Raw genomic sequence first — 19,030 nt, 5'->3', positions numbered from 1 at the left:
GGGACACGTACGAGAGGACGGCGCGCCGATGCCGCTGCGCAGCACCGCCCGCACCAGCCTGGTCGAGCTGGTCATCGAGCAGATGGAGCGGCTGATCGCCGACGGCGAGTGGCCGGTCGGCGAGAAGATCCCGGCCGAGCCGGTGCTCGTCGAGCAGCTCGACGTCGGCCGGAACACCGTCCGGGAGGCGGTCCGCGCCCTGGTGCACACCGGGATGCTGGAGCCGCGGCAGGGCGACGGGACGTACGTCCGGGCCCGCAGCGGCTTCGGCGCCGCGGTCCAGCGGCGGCTGCGCCGGGCCGCCAACCTGGAGACGTACGAGGTCCGCGCCTGCCTGGAGCGCGATGCCGCGCGGTACGCGGCGCTGCGCCGGACGGACGAGGACGTGGCGGCGCTGCGGGAGGCGCTGGCGGCGCGCGGGCGGGCCTGGGAGTCCGGCGACACCGCCCGGTTCGTGGAGGCGGACATGCGCTTCCACCGGGCGGTCGCCGAGGCGGCCCACAACAGCCTGTTGGCCGAGCTGTACGAGCAGGTCAGCGGGGCGCTGCGGGAGGCGCTGGACGCCGTGGTCGGCGCGCCGGCGCTGCCGGACGCGGTCCGCCACCAGTTCGACGCGCACACCGCGATCGTGGACGCCATCGAGGCGCGCGACCCGGAGGCCGCCGAGCGGGCGTCGCTGGCGCACCTGGAGGAGGCCGCGGCCGTCCTGCGCGAACCGACCCGCCAGAGCACACCGCACGAGAGCGCACAGGAGGAACACCGGCGATGACCAACGGACCGGCAACGGGCATACCGGAGGCACCGGCGCGGCCGGCGGACGGCGCCCGACAGGCACCCGCGCCCGCACCCGCCCCCGCCACCGGCCGCCGCGCCCTCTGGCTCGGCCTCGGCGTGATCCTGCTGGCGCTGAACCTCCGCCCGGCCCTGGTCGCGGTCTCCCCGCTGGCCGGCACCATCCAGGCCGACAGCGGGATGTCGGCGGCCGCGACCAGCCTGCTGACCGCGCTGCCGCTGCTCTGCTTCGGGCTGCTGGCGCCGGTCGCGCCGCGGCTGGGCCGGCGGTTCGGGATGGAGCGGTCACTGCTCGGCACGATGGTGCTGATCTGCGCGGGCACCGCGCTGCGGCTGCTGGACTCGGTGGTGGCGCTGTTCGCCGGGACGGTGGTGATCGGCGCCGGGATCGCGGTGGCCAACGTCCTGCTGCCCGGCCTGATCAAGCGGGACTTCCCGGCGCGGGCGGGCCTGATGACCGGCCTCTACTCGATGTCGCTGTTCGGCGGCGCGGCGCTGGCGGCCGGGATCACCGTCCCGGTGCGGCAGGCCGCCGGGCTCTCCTGGCAGGCCACACTGGCCTGCTGGGGCGCGCTCGCGCTGCTGGCGCTGGTGGTCTGGCTGCCGCAGCTGCGGGCCCGTACGCGGGTCCCGGCGGGGGCCGCGCGGGAGGCCGCGCACCCGGTCCGCGGACTGTGGCGCTCGCCGCTGGCCTGGCAGGTCACCGGCTACATGGGCCTGCAGTCGCTGAGCTACTACGCGGCCGCCGCCTGGCTGCCGACGATGCTGGAGAACGCCGGGATGCGCGCGGGCGACGCCGGCTGGATGCTGTCGTACTCCTCGCTGCTGGGCATCGCGGGGTCGTTCCTGGCGCCGGTGATCGTCGGCCGCCGGCTGCGGGCCGGGACGCTGGCCGCGCTGGGCGCGGCGCTGTGCGCGGCGGGCTTCGCCGGGATGTGGGCGGCGCCGGTGGGCGGCGCGTACGTGTGGATGACGCTGCTGGGCCTGGGGCAGGGCGCGGCGATCAGCCTGGCGCTGCTGTTCATCGTCCAGCGCGCCCCGGACACCCGGCACACCGCGCAGCTGTCGAGCATGGCGCAGTGCTTCGGCTACATCCTGGCGGCGACCGGTCCGGCGGTGCTGGGCGCGGTGCACGACGCCTCGGGCTCCTGGACGGTGCCGCTGGCGGTGCTGCTGGTGCTGCTGGTGCCGCAGGTGGCGGTGGGCTTCGGGGCGGCCCGGCCGCGCCACGTCGCGGGGCGGTGAGCGGCCGGGGCGTGGCCCCTGGGTCCCGGGCCGGCGCCCCGGACCGGCGTCCCCCGGGGTGGCGTCAGAGCCAGCCGTTCCGTTTGAAGCCGCGGTGCATCAGCCAGCAGATGGCCACCGTCACGGCCATCACCAGCGGATAGCCGAACGGCCAGCTCTTCTCCGGCATGTACTCGAAGTTCATGCCGTAGACGCCGGTGACCATGGTGGGGACGGCGAGGATGGCGGCCCAGGCGGACATCCGGCGCATCGCCTCGTTCTGCGCGTTGGCGACCTGGGCGAGGTGGGCCTGGAGTATCGAGTTCAGGAGTTCGTCGAAGCCGTTGATCTGCTCCCGGACCCGGTCGAGGTGGTCCGCGACGTCCCGGAAGTAGGTCTTGATCCGGGGGTCGATGTACTGGAGCGAGCGGGTCGCCAGCTCCTGGAGGGGGCGGTCCAGCGGGGTCACCGCCCGCTTGAGCTCCAGGAGCTCGCGCTTGAGCTGGTAGATCCGGCCGGCGCCGCCGCTGCCGCGGAGCGAGAAGACCTCGCTCTCGACGTCGTCGATATCGGTCTGGAAGGCGGCGGCGACGTCGAGGTAGTCGTCCACGACGAGGTCGGCGATGGCGTGCAGCACGGCGGACGGGCCGAGCGCGAGCTGGTCCGGGTCGCGCTCCAGCTGCTCGCGCAGCGGGCCCAGCGAGCCGTGGCCGCCGTGCCGGACCGTGATCACGAAGTCGGCGCCGGTGAAGACCATGATCTCGCCGGTGTCGACCACCTCGCTGGTGTCGGTGAGCTGGTCGTGCTCGACGTAGCGGACGGTCTTGAAGACGGTGAACAGCGAGTCGTCGTAGTGCTCCAGCTTGGGGCGCTGGTGGGCGTGGACGGCGTCCTCGACGGCGAGCGGGTGCAGTCCGAACAGCTCGACGATGCCGGCGAACTCGACCTCGGACGGCTCGTGCAGGCCGATCCAGACGAAGCCGTCGCCGGTCTCCCGGACCTGCCGGATCGCCTCCTCGGCCGGCTGGTGGCCGTCCTGGCGCACCCCGGAGACGTAGACCGCGCAGTTCACCACGGCGGTGCCGAGCGGCGAGCGGGCCGGGTGGCTGAGATCGACCCCGCCCTGGCGCGGCTGCGGCAGCCGGACGGCTTTGCGGAGGTTGCTGATCATCGACACCCGGCCAGTATCGCGTGCGGGGGCGCGCGGCGGGTACGGCCCTTGCCGCGATTTTGCGCACTCCGCACCGGGCCGCGGGGCGCGTCCCCGGGGCATTGAGGACAGCCGCTGTCCGCCGTCCCCCGCCATCATCATCCGCATGAGTGAGACATCGGCACGTCTGCTGAATCTGCTGTCGCTGCTGCAGACCCCGCGCGAGTGGCCGGGCCGGGAGCTGGCCGAGCGGCTGGGCGTGACCGCCCGGACCATCCGCCGCGATATCGAGCGCCTGCGCGACCTGGGCTATCCGGTGCGCGCCACGATGGGCGCGGACGGCGGCTACCGGCTGGCCGCGGGCACCGCGCTGCCGCCGCTGCTGCTGGACGACGAGGAGGCGGTGGCCATCGCGGTGGGGCTGCGCTCGACCGCCGGGCAGACCGTCGCGGGCGTCGAGGAGGCGTCGGTCCGGGCGCTGGCCAAACTGGAGCAGGTGCTGCCGGCCCGGTTGCGGCGCCGGGTGGCCACCCTGGGCACGGCCACCGTCCCGATGCCGTCCGGGGGCGGCCCGACCGTCGATCCGGAGCATCTGACCGTGCTGGCCGCGGCGATCGCCAATCACGAGCGGGTCCGCTTCGGCTACCGCCCGGTCGCCGGCGAGCAGGGCCGGCGCCTGGTGGAGCCGCACCGGCTGGTCGCCGCGGGCCGCCGCTGGTACCTCGTGGCGTACGACAACGACCGCGACGACTGGCGGACCTTCCGGGTGGACCGGATGGCCGAACCGCTGGCCACCGGGGTGCGGACGCCGCCCCGGGAGCTGCCGGCCGCGGACGCCGCGGCGTACGTCCGGGAGCGGCTGCGCGGGCCGGCGGCCCTCCACCGGGCGGAGGTGACGGTGCACGGGCCGGCCGAGGAGGTGGCCGCGCGGCTGGGCGGGCCGGTGGGCGAGGTGGTGCCGCTGGACGCGGAGCGGTGCCGGTGGCACAGCGCACCCGATTCGCTGGAGTGGCTGGCGATGCGGCTGGTGCTGCTGGGCCGGGAGTTCACCGTGCACGGCCCGGACGAGCTGGCCGGGTATCTGCGGGAGCTGGGCGGGCGGGCGGTGCGGGGGGCCGGTGCGGCGGACCCGGCGCGCGCGGCGGGCCCGACCTGCGGGAATACCCCAGGGGGGTAGGGTGTTGCCGCGGGGGGCACACGGTGGACGGGACACGTACGTGCCGCCCCGCTGCCCCGCGGCCCCCGGGAAGAGGAGGAAGCAGCCCCATGACCACCGCGATCGACGGTCCCGTCGTCGAGCTGGAGATCGGCGGGATGACCTGCGCCTCGTGCGCGGCCCGGGTCGAGAAGAAGCTCAACCGCATGGACGGCGTCACCGCCACCGTGAACTACGCCACCGAGAAGGCCCAGGTGGTGCTCGCGGAGGGCAGCGGCGTGGCCACCGCCGACCTGATCGCCACGGTGGAGCGGACGGGCTACACCGCCACCGTACCGGCCCCGCCCGCCCCGGAGCCGTCCGCCGGGGAGGCCGGCGGCCCGGGGGCCGAGGGGGGCGGAGACGGGGACACCGGCCGGCTCGCCGCGCTCCGGCAGCGGCTGCTGGTCTCCCTGGCGCTCACCGTCCCGGTGGTCCTGCTGGCGATGGTCCCCGCGCTCCAGTTCACGTACTGGCAGTGGCTCTCGCTCACCCTGGCCGCCCCGGTGGTGGTTTACGGGGCGTGGCCCTTCCACCGGGCCGCGTGGACGAACCTCCGGCACGGCGCGGCCACGATGGACACCCTGGTCTCGATGGGCACCCTCGCCGCCTTCGGGTGGTCGCTGTGGGCGCTCTTCCTGGGGACGGCCGGGATGCCCGGTATGACCCACCCGTTCACGCTGACCGTGGCCCGTACGGACGGCGCCGGGAACATCTACCTGGAGGCCGCGGCCGGGGTCACCACGTTCGTCCTGGCCGGGCGGTACGCCGAGGCGCGCGCCAAGCGGAAGGCCGGCGCGGCCCTGCGCGCCCTGCTCGAACTGGGCGCCCGGGACGTCGCGGTGCTGCGCGGCGGGCGCGAGGTGCGGGTCCCGGCCGATCAGCTGCGGGTCGGCGACCGCTTCGTGGCCCGCCCCGGCGAGAAGATCGCCACCGACGGCCGGGTGGTGGAGGGCTCCTCCGCGGTGGACGCCTCGATGCTGACCGGGGAGTCGGTGCCGGTGGAGGTCGCCCCCGGGGACACGGTGACCGGCGCCACGGTCAACGCGGGCGGCCGGCTGGTCGTGGAGGCCACCCGGGTGGGCGCGGACACCCAGCTGGCCCGGATGGCGAAGCTGGTGGCGGACGCCCAGAACGGCAAGGCCGCCGCCCAGCGGCTCGCGGACAAGATCTCCGCGGTGTTCGTCCCGGTGGTCATCGTCCTGGCGCTGGCCACCCTGGGCGGCTGGCTGGCCACCGGCAACGGGGCGGTGGCCGCGTTCACCGCCGCGGTCGCCGTACTGATCATCGCCTGCCCGTGCGCGCTGGGCCTGGCCACCCCGACCGCCCTGATGGTCGGCACCGGACGCGGCGCCCAGCTCGGCATCCTCCTCAAGGGCCCGGAGGTGCTGGAGACGACCCGTACGGTCGACACCGTCGTCCTGGACAAGACCGGCACCGTCACCACCGGGGTGATGACCCTGACCGGCGTCCACCTGGCCGGCGGGGTGGCCCGGGAGCAGGCGCTGCGGCTGGCCGGCGCGCTGGAGCACGCCGCCGAGCACCCCATCGCCCGGGCCGTCGCCACCGCCGCCCAGGAGGAGGCGCCCGGCGGCACCCTGCCGGTCCCGGAGGACTTCGCGGCCGTCCCCGGGCTCGGGGTGCGCGGCACCGTGGACGGACACGCCGTCCTGGTGGGCCGCGAGCAGCTGCTCGCCGAGCGGGGGCAGCGGCTGCCGGACGGGCTGGCCGCCGCCAAGGAGGCCGCCGAGCGGGCCGGGCACACCGCGGTCGCGGTCGGCTGGGACGGGGCCGCCCGCGCCGTGCTGGTGGTCGCCGACGCGGTACGGCCCACCAGCGCCGAGGCGGTCCGCCGGCTGCGCGCGCTGGGGCTGCGCCCGGTGCTGCTGACCGGCGACCACGAGGCGGTCGCCCGGACCGTCGCCGCGGCGGCCGGGATCGACGAGGTGATCGCCGGCGTGCTGCCCGAGGAGAAGGCGGCGGTGATCGCCCGCCTCCAGGCCGAGGGCCGCACGGTCGCCATGGTCGGCGACGGCGTCAACGACGCGGCCGCCCTGGCCACCGCCGACCTCGGTCTGGCCATGGGCACCGGCACCGACGCCGCCATCGAGGCCGGCGACCTGACCCTGGTGCGGGGCGATCTGCGCGCCGCGGCGGACGCCATCCGGCTGGCCCGCGCCACCCTGGGCACGATCCGGGCCAATCTCTTCTGGGCGTTCGGCTACAACGTCGCGGCGCTGCCGCTGGCCGCCGCTGGCCTGCTCAACCCCATGATCGCCGGGGCCGCGATGGCCTGCTCGTCGGTCTTCGTGGTCGGCAACAGCCTCCGCCTGCGGCGCTTCCGGGCGCTGTCCTGAGCCCGGCCCGCCCCAAGGGCACCGGGGCGGCCCTGGGGGGAAGCCTCCAGTTCTCGCGCCCGAACATTGGCGGATCGCGCAGCCGTACGGGGCCGCGCACCGGCGACACTGTCCGGGTACCGCCCGCTCCACGTACCGCTGGGGGAACTCCATGACCGGGTCGCGCATCCTGGCCCTCGGCCATTACCAGCCCTCCCGGGTGCTCACCAACGACGACCTCGCCCGGCTCGTCGACACCGACGACGCCTGGATCCGCAGCCGCGTCGGCATCCGCACCCGCCATGTCGCGGCACCGGACGAGACGGTGGACGCGATGGCCGCGGCGGCCGCCGAGAAGGCGCTGGCCGCGGCCGGCCTGGCCGCCGGCGACATCGACCTGGTGCTGGTCGCCACCTGCACCGCCACCGGCCGCAGTCCGAACACCGCGGCCCGGGTCGCCGCCCGGCTGGGCATGGGCTCCCCCGCCACGATGGACCTCAACGTGGTCTGCGCGGGCTTCACGCACGCCCTGGCCACCGCCGACCACGCCATCCAAGCCGGGTCGGCGACCCGCGCGCTGGTCATCGGGGCGGAGAAGTTCACCGACGTGGTGGACTGGAGCGACCGCTCCACCTGCGTCCTGGTGGGCGACGGCGCCGCGGCCGCGGTGGTGGCCGCCTCGCCCGAGCCGGGCATCAGCCCGGTCCTGTGGGGCTCGGTGCCCGAGATGGGCCACGCGGTCCGCATCGAGGGCGAGCCGGCCCGCTTCGCCCAGGAGGGCCAGACGGTCTACCGCTGGGCCACCACCCAGCTGCCGGCCATCGCCCGCCAGGTCTGCGACCGGGCCGGGATCCGCCCCGAGGACCTGGCCGGCGTCGTCCTGCACCAGGCCAACCTGCGGATCATCGAGCCGGTCGCGGAGCGCCTCGGCGCGGTCAACGCGGTGATCGCCCGCGATGTCGTCGACTCCGGCAACACCTCCGCCGCCTCGGTCCCGCTGGCCTTCGCCAAGCTGGTCGAACGCCGCGACATCCCGGCCGGCGCCCCGGTGCTGCTCTTCGCCTTCGGGGGGAATCTGTCCTACGCGGGACAGGTGGTCCGCAGCCCGTGACCGGGGCGTAGCGGCCCTCGCGGGGGGCCTACGGGCCCTGCGTGGGCCGTACGCGGCCCGGGGGGGGCGGCGCCAGGCTGCCGCGTCCCGCCCGTCGGCTCGGCGGGCGGCGCCCGGCTGCCGCGCCCCGCCCACTGCCCCACCCCGCCCGGTGTCCGTTCCGTTCAAGACCGGCCCGGCCGGGCGCCCCTACGCTCCCGGCCATGAGCACTCCCCCCGTACCCGTACCCCGCCTGGACGCGATCGGGCTGGTCACCGCCGACCTGGCGGCCTCCCTGGCCTTCTACCGCCGGCTCGGCCTGGCCGTGCCGGACGGCGCCGAGGCCGCACCGCACGCCGAGGCGCCGCTCCCCGGCGGCCTGCGCCTGATGTGGGACACCCACGAGACCGCCCGCGCCCTGGACCCCGACTGGACGCCGCCGCCCCCTGGCGGCCACACCGGGCTGGCCTTCCGCTGCCCGGACCCGGCGGCCGTGGACGCCCTGTACGAGGCCCTGACCGCCGCCGGCCACAAGGGGGCGCGACCGCCCTGGGACGCCGACTGGGGCCAGCGCTACGCGGTCGTCCAGGACCCCGACGGCCAAGGGGTGGACCTCTTCGCCCCGCTCCCGTAGGACGGCCGGCGGCCCGGTGGCCCCGGTAGGACGAGGGCCGCCGGTCCGCCGGCTCCGGGCGCGCGCCCGGTCACCTCGGTGTGCGCCCGCTCAGTCCGTGTCCTGCGGGTGCTCCTCCAGATACATCACGCCGCAGGTCCGGCAGAACGGCTGCGCCTTGGCCGTGCCCCACTGACCGGCCGATTGGGTGGCGGCGGCCGGGGCGAGCGTCACACCGCACATCGCGGTGGTCGCCCCCACCCGGGTCATGTGCCACTTCTTGACCGGCGTGTCCTCGTGCGGCAGCACGCCTTCCTCGTACTCAGCGCGCATCTCGTGCTCCATGGCGGGTGCACCTCCTACCGCCACCATGCGCCGGCGCCCCCGGTGCCACAACGCCGGCCCGTTACCGCCGGCCCGGCGCCCGTCCGGGTGAACGGGCGCGCGGACGGCCGGGCGGGCGGTCGACGGGCCGGCGGGCGGACGGCCGGGCAGAGGGACCGGCGGGCCCGCGTCCGGCCTAGAAGACCGACCACCCGGTGAGCGTGGTGAACTGGTCCAGCGCCGCCATCCCCGCCACGGAGTTCCCGCGCGCGTCCAGCCCCGGGCTCCACACGCACAGCGTGCACCGGCCCGGTACCACGGCCACGATGCCGCCGCCCACCCCGCTCTTCGCCGGCAGCCCCACCCGGTAGGCGAACTCGCCCGCCGCGTCGTACGTCCCGCAGGTCAGCATCACCGCGTTGATCCGCTTGGCCTCGCGGGCCTCCAGCAGCCGGCTGCCGTCGGCGCGCAGCCCGTGCCGGGCCAGGAAGCCGCCCGCCACGGCCAGGTCCCGGCAGGACATCTCGATCGAGCACTGCCAGAAGTAGTGCTCGATGACGGACGGCACCGGGTTCTCCAGATTGCCGAACGACGCCATGAAGTGGGCCAGCGCCGCGTTCCGGTCCCCGTGGTCGGCCTCGGAACCGGCCACCACCTGGTCGAAGGCCAGGTCCGGGTTGCCGCTCTCGGTCTGCAGGAACTCCAGCAGCGCGGTGCTGGCGTCGCCGGTCATGGTCAGCAGCCGGTCGGTCACCACCAGCGCGCCGGCGTTGATGAAAGGATTCCGCGGAATGCCGTTCTCCCACTCCAGCTGCACCAGGGAGTTGAACGGCGACCCCGAGGGCTCCCGCCCCACCCGCCGCCAGATGTCCTCGTCCCCGTGGGACCCGGCCATCACCAGCGCCAGGGAGAACGCCTTCGAGATCGACTGGACGGAGAACGGAACCTCCCAGTCGCCGGTCCCGTACACCTCGCCGTTGATGTCCGCGACGGCGATGCCGAAGCGGTCCGGGGAGACCCGTTCCAGCGCCGGAATGTAATCGGCGACGTGCCCGCGCCCCACGAACGGCCTCGCATAGGCCGCTACCTCCTCAAGAACGGCCTGGTAGTCCATGGCGCACACGCTAACCCGCGCCGAGCAGCACCCCCATCGGAGCCCCCGCGAGCGACTTCACCTCGCGCGCCAGGTGGGCCTGGTCGGCGTATCCGGCGCGGGCCGCGACCTCGGCGTACGGGACGCCGGCCCGGGCCAGTTCCAGCGCCCGCACCAGCCGCAGCACCCGGGCCAGGGTCTTCGGCCCGTACCCGAACACCGCCAGGCTGTGCCGGCGCAGCTGCCGTTCGCCCATCCCAACCAGCCGGGCCACCTCCGCCACCGGGCGGCCGCGCCGGAGGCCGGCCACGATGGCCCCGGTGCGGCCGGACCGCCCCGGGAGCGCGCCCGGTCCGCCGGTCCCGGTGGCCCACGCCCCGCTCTCCCGCAGCCGGTCCCGCGCGGCCTCCTCCAGCACCGCGCCCGGGTCGCCGGCCGCCGCCCGCCCGGCCAGTTCGCGGGCCCGCCGGGCGCCCCACAGGTCCTCCAACGGCACCCGCCGGTCGCGCAGTTCGCCGGCCCGCACCCCGAAGACCGCCGGGCCCTGCCCCGGCGCGAACCGCAGCCCCGCCCAGCGCGTCCCGGCCGGCACCGCCGGGCCCGGCCGCTGCGGCCCGGTGTCCGGCCCGGCCACCAGCAGGCGCCCCTCGCTCCAGATCAGGTCGGTGCAGCCGTCGGGCAGCACCGGCCCCGCGCCGGGCACCGTGGCGGTGGTCCACAGCACCGCCCCCGGCACCCGCGACGCCCGCTCGCGATACGGCCCGGCGCCCGCCCGGCCCTCCTCCGCCCCCTGTGCGCCAACCGGCTCACCCATGTCGCGCCCCTCCCGCGCATCCCGGACCCTGGCACGGGAACCCCGCGCCCGTCCCCGCCGTTGATCCCTACGAACGGCAATCCCGCCCGCACGACGATCCCTTACGACCGACGACCCTCACGACCGACGATCCCGTACGCATCACAGCACGCGACCGACACCACGCGACCGGCCCGCCGCACACCGCGGTACCGGCACCGACACCCACCGGGTCCACCGACCCGTACGCCAGGGAGGCAGCCATGTCAGGGTTTCTCGACCGCGCCAAGGAGCAGGCCAAGCAGGGCCTGGCCCAGGGCAAGCAGAAGGTCGACGAGCTCCAGCAGCAGCGGGCCGGCAACGACCTGCTGCGCAAGCTCGGCGCCGCCTACTACGCCGAGCGCCGCGGCAGCGGCACGCCCGAGGCCACCCAGAGCGCGCTGACCGCCCTGGAAGCCCATATCACCGCGCACGGCGACGGCTTCCTGCACAGCTGACGCCCCGCCACCGCACCCCCGTCCCCACCCCGCCGCCCCGCTCCCCTCCCCTGCCCTGACGCTCCCGTGACGCTCCCCGTGACCGGCCCCGGCCCGCAGGCCCTCCGCCCCCGCCTCCCCTCGCCCCTCCAGCCCGTGGACGACGAGCCGTTCGCCCGCCGCGGCGTCCGCCTCGTCCTCAAGCGCGACGACCTCATCCACCCGGACCTGCCGGGCAACAAATGGCGCAAGCTCGCGCCGAATCTCGCGGCCGCGGCCGAGGCCGGCGACCGCACGCTGCTCACCTTCGGCGGCGCGTACTCCAACCACCTGCGCGCCACGGCCGCCGCCGGCCGGCTCCTGGGCCTCGCCACCATCGGCGTGGTCCGCGGCGAGGAGCTGGCCGGCGCCCCGCTCAACTGGTCCCTGGCCCGCTGCGCCGCCGACGGTATGCGGCTGCACTTCACCGACCGCGCCACCTACCGCCGCAAGGACGACCCGGAGGTGCTGGCCGCCCTCCGCGACCGCTTCGGCGCCTTCCGCCTCATACCGGAGGGCGGCAGCAACGCCCTCGCCGCCCAGGGCTGCGCGGAGCTGGGCCGGGAGCTGCGCGGGCGGGCCGGCACGGTCGCGGTGGCCTGCGGCACCGGCGGCACCCTGGCCGGGCTCGCAGCCGGCCTCGGCCCCGGGCAGCGCGCCCTGGGCGTCCCGGTCCTCAAGGGCGGCCGCCCGCACTTCCTCCACGACACGGTCGCCGGACTCCAGCGCGCGGCGTTCGGCGGCGTCCGCGGCGACTGGAGCCTGGCCGAGGACTTCCACTTCGGCGGCTACGCCCGCCGCACGCCCGAGCTCGACGCGTTCGCCGACGCCTTCGAGCAGCGGCACGGCCTGCCCGTCGAGCGGGTCTACGTCGCCAAGCTGCTGTTCGCGCTGACCGCGCTGGCCGAGCGGGGCGCCTTCCCGGAGGGCAGCACGGTCGCCGCCGTCATCACGGGCACTCCGTAACGGTGGCGGCTACGGGGCGCTACGGCGCGCCCTCCCGGTAGGCCGCGGCCTCCTCCAGGTCCAGCCGCCGCAGCAGCGTCCGCATCATCTCGTCATCGATCCGGCGGGCGTCCCGCAGTTCGACGAAGACCCGCCGCTCCGCCTCGATCATCTCCCGGGCCAGCCGGCGGTAGGTGTCGTCGGCGGTCTCCCCGGTCACCTCGTTCACCGCGCCCAGCCGCTCCCACACCGCGTTGCGGCGGCGCTCCAGGACCGTGCGCAGCCGGTCGGCGAGGGGCCCCGGCAGGGCGTTCCGCTCGTCCTGGAGCAGCGCGTCGAGCCGGGCCTCGGCGGCCCGCGACGCCTCGCTCTGCGCCTGCGCCTCGGCCAGCGTCTCGGCCTCCGCGTCCCGGCCGGGCAGCCGCAGCGCCCGGATCAGCGGCGGCAGCGTCAGCCCCTGGACGACGAGGGTGCCGATGACGGTGGTGAAGGTCAGGAACAGCACCAGGTCGCGGGCCGGGAAGGGCCCGCCGCCGGGCAGATGCGCCGGAACCGAGAACGCGATGGCCAGCGACACCACGCCGCGCATCCCGGCCCAGCCGACGATGACCGGCGCCCGCCAGGTGGTGTCCGGTTCCCGGGCGCGGATCCGGGCGGAGAGCAGCCGCGGCAGGTAGGTGGCGGGGAAGACCCACACGTACCGGGCCAGCACCACCGCGGCGAACACCAGGGCCGCGTACGCCAGCGCCCGCCCGGTACCGACGTCCTCCAGCCCGCGCAGCACCACCGGCAGTTGCAGCCCGATCAGCGCGAAGACGGCCGACTCCAGCACGAAGGAGACCATCTTCCACACCGCCTCCTCCTGGAGCCGGGTCTCGAAGTCCACCTGCCAGGAGCGGTGCCCCAGGTAGAGCCCGACGACCACGACGGCGAGCACCCCGGAGGCCCCGACCTGCTCGGCGGCGGCGTACGCGGTGAACGGGATGAGCAGCGAGAGGGTGTTCTCCAGGAGCGGCGACTGGCGCAGCCGGCGGCGCAGCCAGTGCAGCGGCACCATCAGGACGACGCCGATCCCGACGCCCCCGAGGGACGCCAGCGCGAACTCCGCGAGGCCGCTGCCCCAGCTCGCCGCCGTCCCCAGCGCGGCGCCCAGCGCCACCTTGTAGGCGGTGATCGCGGTGGCGTCGTTCACCAGCGATTCGCCCTGGAGGATCGTGGTGATGCGGTGCGGCAGCCCCAGCCGGCGGGCGATCGCGGTGGCCGCGACGGCGTCCGGCGGGGCGACCACGGCGCCCAGGACGAGCGCGGGGGCCAGCGGCAGGTCCGGGATGGCCAGATAGGCCGCGTAGCCGACGGCCAGCGTCGCGAAGAGCACGTAGCCGACCGAGAGCAGCGCCACCGGCCGGAGGTTGGCCCGCAGGTCCAGGTAGGAGCTGTCCAGCGCGGCGGTGTGCAGCAGCGGGGGCAGCAGCAGCGGCAGCACGATGTGCGGATCGAGCGGGTAGGCCGGGACGCCCGGGAGGTAGGCGGCGCCCAGGCCCACCGCGACCAGCAGCAGCGGCGCCGGCACCGGCGTCCGCCGCGCCAGCCCGGCCACCCCGGCACTGCCCGCCACCAGCAGCAACAGCGGCATCACATCCACGCCCGCACCGTCCCCACACCACTCCCCCGCCGGCCGTCCCGGCGATCTAACCTGGCCATCATGAGCGAGTACGGCCAACGGATCACGCACGGGCGGGCCACGCCCCTTACGCGCACCCCCGTTACAGGCGCGCCTCTTACGGGCGCCGCCGACCGGAGCGGGGCACCGGTATGACCACCTGCGCGCACGCCCCCGGTCTGCCGGACCCCGAGCCGGCGCCCCTGAGCGAGACCTGCCTGGAGTGCCAGGCCGCCGGCAGCCACCCGGTGCAGCTGCGGCTGTGCCTGGAGTGCGGCTACGTCGGCTGCTGCGACTCCTCGCCGTACCGCCACGCCACCGCCCACTACCACCGCACCGGCCACCCGGTGATGCGGTCCTTCGAGCCCGGCGCCTCCTGGCGATGGTGCTTCGTCGACGAGACCCTGCTGTGAGCCGTCCCCGCGGCACCGCCGTCCGGCCGCTTGACGCCCCCGTCTAGCCTGAGCGGCATGATCCGCGAAGCGACCCCCGACGACGTCCCCGAGATCCTCGCCATGATCGGCGAACTGGCCGCCTACGAACGCGTCCCCGAAGCCGCCCAGGCCACCGAGCCGCAGCTGAAGGAGGCGCTCTTCGGCCCCCAGCCGGCCGCCTTCGCGCTGATCGCCGAGGACGCCGGCGCACCCGTCGGCTTCGCCCTGTGGTTCCGGAACTTCTCCACCTGGACGGGCACGCACGGTGTCTATCTGGAGGACCTCTACGTCCGCCCCGAGGCGCGCGGCGGCGGTCACGGCAAGGCGCTGCTGGCGGCCCTGGCCCGGATCTGCGCGGAGCGGGGATATCAGCGTTTCGAGTGGTCCGTCCTGGACTGGAACGAACCGGCCATCGGTTTTTACCGGTCCATCGGCGCCCGGCCCATGGACGAATGGACGGTCTTCCGGCTCACTGGAGATGCGCTGCACTCGCTGGCGGAGACCGCGCCCGCCAACGGAGCGTGACCGGACGCGATTTGGCGGCGCAGACCCCTACCACCGTCCGTGCCCGAGGTTTTACACTCAGTAACAGACGCGTCGCCGGCGGGCCGGCCGTCGCCGTCCGGACGGCTGCCCTGCTCCTTCCGGGCGACACCGGCCCGCGGATCGCGGTAGCGTCACAGCCGAACCACGACCCGCGCCGGATCGTTCTCCTTGCACCTGGCGGGAGAGCCGCCCGGCACGGATACCCGAAGTACGCGAAGTACGCGAACGCAAGAGCTTCAACGCATTCCAGCTCTACCAGCTTGTGCCACCTTGGAGGTGAGGGTGTCCCAGATCGCAGGCGAGCCCGGGACTCAGGACTTCGTGGAAGTCCGTCTGCCCGCTGCGGGTGCCTACCTGTCCGTGCTGCGAACGGCCACGGCCGGTCTCGCAGCCCGCTTGGACTTCACCCTCGACGAGATCGAGGATCTGCGCATCGCGGTCGACGAGGCGTGCGCGATCCTGCTGCAGCAGGCCGTCCCCGGCTCCGTGCTCAGCTGCGTCTTCAAGCTCATCGACGACGCGCTGCTGGTGACGGTGTCGGCCCCGACGACCGACGGCCGCGCCCCGGAGCGCGACACCTTCGCCTGGACGGTGCTCTCCGCGCTGGCCGGCAAGGTCGATTCGGACGTCGCCGAGGACCGTACGGTCACCATCAGTCTGTACAAGGAGCGCGGCGCCGGTCCCGGACCGTCATGACCGAACAGGGGGCCCCGTGAAAGATCTCGAAGGCGGCGCGAGGATGGCGGCGGGCGCGGTCATCCCCGGGCAGCATGTCCGGCCGCACCCGGTGGGAGCGGACGACCACGGCGGCAGGTTGGACGCGGAGCAGGTGGAGCGGGCGGACCACATGGACCAGAGCGAGCGGCAGGACGAGCGCGCGGACGGGCGTCCGCCGGCTTCCGGCGACCGGCCCCAGGACGGGCCGGCCGCCGGGCCGGCGGCGGTGCCGGACCGCGGCGGCGCCCGGGCGATGTTCTACGAGCTGCGCAAGCTCCCGGACGGCTCCCCGGAGCGCGCCGAGCTGCGCAACACCCTCGTACGGATGCATCTGCCGCTGGTCGAGCACCTGGCCCGGCGGTTCCGCAACCGCGGTGAGCCGCTCGACGACCTCACCCAGGTCGCCACGATCGGCCTGATCAAGTCGGTGGACCGCTTCGACCCGGAGCGCGGGGTGGAGTTCTCCACGTACGCCACGCCCACCGTCGTCGGCGAGATCAAGCGGCACTTCCGGGACAAGGGCTGGGCGGTCCGCGTCCCGCGCCGCCTCCAGGAGCTGCGGCTGTCGCTGACCACCGCGACCGCCGAGCTGTCCCAGCGGCACGGCCGGGCGCCCACGGTGCACGAGCTGGCCGAGCACCTGAGCATCTCGGAGGAGGAGGTGCTGGAGGGCCTGGAGTCCGCGAACGCCTACAGCACCCTCTCCCTCGACGTCCCGGACACCGACGACGAGTCCCCGGCGGTCGCCGACACGCTCGGCGCGGAGGACGAGGCGCTGGAGGGCGTGGAGTACCGCGAATCCCTCAAGCCGCTGCTGGAGGACCTCCCGCCGCGCGAGAAGAAGATCCTGCTGCTGCGCTTCTTCGGCAACATGACCCAGTCCCAGATCGCCCAGGAGGTCGGCATCTCCCAGATGCACGTCTCCCGCCTCCTGGCCCGCACCCTGGCCCAACTCCGCGACAAACTCCTCGTCGAGGAGTGACCCCCGGACGCCCGGCGACCCCCCGCCCGGCGCTCCACCCCAGCGCGCCGCCCGTCCCAGCGGCGCGCTCTGCGGCACGCGTCCCGGCCCTGCGGCACGCTGGACGACCGGCCGCGCCCTGCCGCGTCGTCCCCGTAGCTCGCTGCCCGTCCCAGCGGGGCGCTGCCGCGTCTGTCCCCGCGCCGCCCCGGGCGCGTTGCTCGCCCCCGTAGCGCGCTGCCCGTTCCCTCGGCGTACTGCCCGTCTCTACGGTGCCCGGCGCGCCGCTCGTCCCCCCAGCGCCCCGGCGTGCACCGGTGCGCCCCGGGAGCCCCGCTCGCCGTGGAAATACCCCCTCCCCCGGCCCCGTTGTGGCCCCGCAGGGGGCGTTGCGGTCCCCTACGGGATCCGTTCGCCCCACCCCTACGGGCCCGCCGGCCCCTCACACGCCGCCCGCGCCCGGCGCGCCGCGGCCGCCCAGGCTTACGGCGCCTCGCGCGGCCCGATGCCCAGGGCCGTGGTCGCCGTCGGGTTGACCAGGAGGACGAGGACGACCACCGCCGCCACCGCCAGCGCGGCACCGGCGGCGATCAGCGCGCCGCCGCCCTTGACCAGCGTCCAGGCGACCGGCAGCGCCACGATCTGGGTGATCAGCGACGGCCCCCGGCTCCACCGGCGGCGGCGCCACAGGCCCCGCGCGGCGACCAGCGGCAGCACCGCCAGCGCCAGGATGGTCACCCCGCCCATCTCCGCCTGCTGCGGACTGTCGGGCGACCCGACCAGCCCGTTGAGCAGCATGTACGCGCCAAGGGCGGCCAGCGCCAGGCCCTCGACGGCGGTGAGTGCCGCGGCGGAGCTCAGCCGGGCGGGGCGCGGGCCGGCCGGCTCGGCCACCGCGGAGGCGCCGCCGGCTCGCTTCGGGGACTGCTTCTGCTGACTGGTCACCCCAGCAGGGTAGCGCCGGGCCCCGCCCGTCCCGGGGCCGCCCGCACCGTGGACAGGAGCGAGGGCGGTACCGGCAGGTAGGTACGCTGCTGCATATGCGCGCACTTCTCGTGGTCAATCCCGCAGCAACCACCACGAGTGCCCGTACCCGCGACGTCCTCACCCACGCGCTGGCCAGCGACCTCAAGCTGGAGGTCGCCGAGACGCGGTACCGCGGGCACGCCCGCGACCTGGCCCGGGAGGCCGCCGAGGGCGGGCAGACCGACCTGGTGGTGGCGCTCGGCGGCGACGGCACGGTCAACGAGGTCGTCAACGGCCTGCTGTCCACCGGCCCCGACCCGGAGTCCCACCCCCGGCTCGCCGTCGTCCCCGGCGGCTCCACCAACGTCTTCGCGCGCGCCCTGGGCCTGCCCAACGACGTGGTGGAGGCCACCGGCGCCCTGCTGGACGCGCTGCGCGACCGCAGCGAGCGCACGGTCGGACTGGGCCTGGCCTCCGGCACGCCGGGCAGCCCGGACGAGGGGGTGCCGCCCCGGTGGTTCACCTTCTGCGCCGGTTTCGGCTTCGACGCGGGCGTGGTCGGCCGGGTCGAGCAGCAGCGCGAGCGCGGCAAGCGCTCCACCCACGCCCTGTACGTGCGACAGGTCGTACGGCAGTTCCTGGGCGAGGCCAACCGCCGCCGGGGCACCATCACCCTCGAACGGCCGGGCGAGGAGCCGGGCACGACGGAGGTCACCGAGAACCTCGCCATGTCGATAATCTGCAACACCGCCCCGTGGTCCTATCTGGGCAACCGTCCGATCTACCCGTCCCCGGACGCGTCCTTCGACACCGCCCTGGATCTCTTCGCGCTGGACAAGTTCTCGGTGTCGGCGGTGACCCGCTACGGCTCCCAGCTCCTGGCGTCCACCCCGGAGCGCGGCCCACGGGGCAAGCACGCCCTCTCCCTCCACGACCTCACCGACTTCACCTTGCATTCACAGGTTCCGCTGCCGTTTCAGATGGACGGTGACCACCTGGGACTGCGGACGAGTGTGACGTTCACAGGCGTACGCCGTGCACTGCGTGTGATTGTGTGAGCAGTAGGGCCTAAAGTCCTTTCACTCGAACGTTTAGGCTGGCTTCCACCCCCTGGAATGACGGCTGTGAGCTAGGCGACACCAAGGAATCAAAAAAAAGTTTCCGGAAGGGGTTGTATCCGCCGCCGAGGTTTGCGAGTCTCTTCATGGCGATCGGGACGGCCGCTTTACCGGCCCCCTTGAGAGCCCGAATCCTCCTCCTCATCCCACAGGACCGCACCAGTCCTTGACTGGCTTTCGGCCCTTCCCTTGTGGAGGGATTCGTGAAAGCGTTCACATTCACAAGCAACGTTCCCGTCACACGAGGAGATGGAGCAGCCATGGACTGGCGTCACCGCGCCGTTTGCCGCGAAGAAGACCCCGAGCTCTTCTTCCCCATCGGCAACACCGGTCCCGCGCTGCTGCAGATCGAGGAAGCCAAGGCCGTCTGCCGCCGCTGCCCCGTCATGGAGCAGTGCCTGCAGTGGGCGCTCGAGTCCGGCCAGGACTCCGGCGTCTGGGGTGGTCTGAGCGAGGACGAGCGCCGCGCGATGAAGCGCCGTGCGGCTCGCAACCGGGCGCGCAACGCCAGCGCCTGAGCCAGCCTCCCCGTGGCCCCCGAGCCGCAGCGCGCAGTA

20 protein-coding genes are annotated in these 19,030 nt (G+C 74.9%); 14 read left to right on the top strand and 6 right to left on the bottom strand.

What is annotated here, in order from left to right; translation table 11 throughout:
- Positions 1-28 precede the first annotated feature (28 nt).
- Positions 29-769, top strand: a complete 741-nt coding sequence (locus ADL22_RS04115) for a FadR/GntR family transcriptional regulator (protein WP_066973923.1) — start codon at positions 29-31, stop codon at positions 767-769.
- The gene (locus tag ADL22_RS04110; protein ID WP_066973921.1) at positions 766-2,037 is read left to right on the top strand and encodes a CynX/NimT family MFS transporter; all 1,272 of its coding nucleotides are present in this window, start codon (positions 766-768) and stop codon (positions 2,035-2,037) included. The genes ADL22_RS04115 and ADL22_RS04110 overlap by 4 nt, the downstream gene beginning before the upstream one ends.
- Before the next feature lie 64 nt (positions 2,038-2,101).
- On the opposite strand, the gene ADL22_RS04105 is transcribed toward ADL22_RS04110, so the two are convergent.
- Entirely contained in the window at positions 2,102-3,187 is a 1,086-nt protein-coding gene (locus ADL22_RS04105) for a magnesium and cobalt transport protein CorA (RefSeq protein WP_066973919.1), read from the bottom strand.
- A 145-nt stretch (positions 3,188-3,332) separates the two neighbouring features.
- Here ADL22_RS04105 and ADL22_RS04100 point away from each other — a divergent pair, with 145 nt between their 5' ends.
- The 4 genes from ADL22_RS04100 to ADL22_RS04085 all read left to right on the top strand — a co-directional run bounded on the left by ADL22_RS04100 (position 3,333) and on the right by ADL22_RS04085 (position 8,422).
- Positions 3,333-4,343: a helix-turn-helix transcriptional regulator gene (locus tag ADL22_RS04100; protein WP_066973917.1), complete on the top strand. Its 1,011-nt coding sequence runs from the start codon at positions 3,333-3,335 to the stop codon at positions 4,341-4,343.
- A gap of 89 nt (positions 4,344-4,432) precedes the next feature.
- Positions 4,433-6,718, top strand: a complete 2,286-nt coding sequence (locus ADL22_RS04095; RefSeq protein WP_066973914.1) for a heavy metal translocating P-type ATPase — start codon at positions 4,433-4,435, stop codon at positions 6,716-6,718.
- A gap of 151 nt (positions 6,719-6,869) precedes the next feature.
- Positions 6,870-7,808 (top strand): beta-ketoacyl-ACP synthase III, encoded by a 939-nt coding sequence (locus ADL22_RS04090; protein ID WP_066973912.1) that lies wholly within the window; start codon positions 6,870-6,872, stop codon positions 7,806-7,808.
- 203 nt (positions 7,809-8,011) lie between these two features.
- Positions 8,012-8,422, top strand: a complete 411-nt coding sequence (locus ADL22_RS04085; protein WP_066973909.1) for a VOC family protein — start codon at positions 8,012-8,014, stop codon at positions 8,420-8,422.
- 90 nt (positions 8,423-8,512) lie between these two features.
- Here the strand turns inward: ADL22_RS04085 and ADL22_RS04080 are convergent, their stop codons facing one another.
- From ADL22_RS04080 to ADL22_RS04070, 3 genes are all read right to left on the bottom strand, one after another.
- The gene (locus ADL22_RS04080) at positions 8,513-8,746 is read right to left on the bottom strand and encodes a hypothetical protein (RefSeq protein WP_066973907.1); all 234 of its coding nucleotides are present in this window, start codon (positions 8,744-8,746) and stop codon (positions 8,513-8,515) included.
- 175 nt (positions 8,747-8,921) lie between these two features.
- Positions 8,922-9,839 carry a glutaminase gene (locus ADL22_RS04075; RefSeq protein ID WP_066973905.1) on the bottom strand — a complete coding sequence of 306 codons (918 nt, stop codon included), beginning with the start codon at positions 9,837-9,839 and terminating at the stop codon, positions 8,922-8,924.
- Positions 9,840-9,849: 10 nt separating this feature from the next.
- Positions 9,850-10,632, bottom strand: a complete 783-nt coding sequence (locus tag ADL22_RS04070; protein WP_066973903.1) for a helix-turn-helix domain-containing protein — start codon at positions 10,630-10,632, stop codon at positions 9,850-9,852.
- A gap of 242 nt (positions 10,633-10,874) precedes the next feature.
- Here ADL22_RS04070 and ADL22_RS04065 point away from each other — a divergent pair, with 242 nt between their 5' ends.
- On the top strand, positions 10,875-11,108 hold the full coding sequence (locus ADL22_RS04065; protein WP_066973901.1) for a hypothetical protein: 234 nt from the start codon (positions 10,875-10,877) through the stop codon (positions 11,106-11,108).
- Positions 11,109-11,174: 66 nt separating this feature from the next.
- Positions 11,175-12,092, top strand: a complete 918-nt coding sequence (locus ADL22_RS04060) for a 1-aminocyclopropane-1-carboxylate deaminase/D-cysteine desulfhydrase (protein WP_420711533.1) — start codon at positions 11,175-11,177, stop codon at positions 12,090-12,092.
- A 19-nt stretch (positions 12,093-12,111) separates the two neighbouring features.
- On the opposite strand, the gene ADL22_RS04055 is transcribed toward ADL22_RS04060, so the two are convergent.
- Positions 12,112-13,704 (bottom strand): Na+/H+ antiporter, encoded by a 1,593-nt coding sequence (locus ADL22_RS04055; protein ID WP_420711534.1) that lies wholly within the window; start codon positions 13,702-13,704, stop codon positions 12,112-12,114.
- A gap of 179 nt (positions 13,705-13,883) precedes the next feature.
- On the opposite strand from ADL22_RS04055, the gene ADL22_RS04050 reads away from it, so the two are divergent.
- The 4 genes from ADL22_RS04050 to ADL22_RS04035 all read left to right on the top strand — a co-directional run bounded on the left by ADL22_RS04050 (position 13,884) and on the right by ADL22_RS04035 (position 16,410).
- Positions 13,884-14,144: a UBP-type zinc finger domain-containing protein gene (locus ADL22_RS04050; protein WP_066973897.1), complete on the top strand. Its 261-nt coding sequence runs from the start codon at positions 13,884-13,886 to the stop codon at positions 14,142-14,144.
- Between the two features lie 57 nt (positions 14,145-14,201).
- Positions 14,202-14,690 (top strand): GNAT family N-acetyltransferase, encoded by a 489-nt coding sequence (locus tag ADL22_RS04045; RefSeq protein WP_066973896.1) that lies wholly within the window; start codon positions 14,202-14,204, stop codon positions 14,688-14,690.
- A 303-nt stretch (positions 14,691-14,993) separates the two neighbouring features.
- On the top strand, positions 14,994-15,407 hold the full coding sequence (locus ADL22_RS04040; RefSeq protein ID WP_066973894.1) for an anti-sigma regulatory factor: 414 nt from the start codon (positions 14,994-14,996) through the stop codon (positions 15,405-15,407).
- Positions 15,408-15,450: 43 nt separating this feature from the next.
- The gene (locus tag ADL22_RS04035) at positions 15,451-16,410 is read left to right on the top strand and encodes an RNA polymerase sigma factor SigF (RefSeq protein WP_066973892.1); all 960 of its coding nucleotides are present in this window, start codon (positions 15,451-15,453) and stop codon (positions 16,408-16,410) included.
- Positions 16,411-16,872: 462 nt separating this feature from the next.
- On the opposite strand, the gene ADL22_RS04030 is transcribed toward ADL22_RS04035, so the two are convergent.
- Positions 16,873-17,334, bottom strand: coding sequence for a hypothetical protein (locus ADL22_RS04030; RefSeq protein WP_066973890.1), 462 nt, complete (start codon positions 17,332-17,334; stop codon positions 16,873-16,875).
- A 95-nt stretch (positions 17,335-17,429) separates the two neighbouring features.
- Between ADL22_RS04030 and ADL22_RS04025 the strand changes: the two genes are divergently transcribed.
- Positions 17,430-18,413 (top strand): diacylglycerol/lipid kinase family protein, encoded by a 984-nt coding sequence (locus tag ADL22_RS04025; RefSeq protein ID WP_066973888.1) that lies wholly within the window; start codon positions 17,430-17,432, stop codon positions 18,411-18,413.
- A gap of 320 nt (positions 18,414-18,733) precedes the next feature.
- Positions 18,734-18,991: a WhiB family transcriptional regulator gene (locus ADL22_RS04020; RefSeq protein ID WP_003983230.1), complete on the top strand. Its 258-nt coding sequence runs from the start codon at positions 18,734-18,736 to the stop codon at positions 18,989-18,991.
- Positions 18,992-19,030: the final 39 nt, after the last annotated feature.

Origin of the sequence: Streptomyces sp. NRRL F-4489 (assembly GCF_001509485.1) — a bacterium.
In the GTDB taxonomy this organism is placed as follows: Bacteria; Actinomycetota; Actinomycetes; order Streptomycetales; family Streptomycetaceae; genus Streptomyces.
This window is presented reverse-complemented; position numbering and strand designations above follow the sequence as displayed.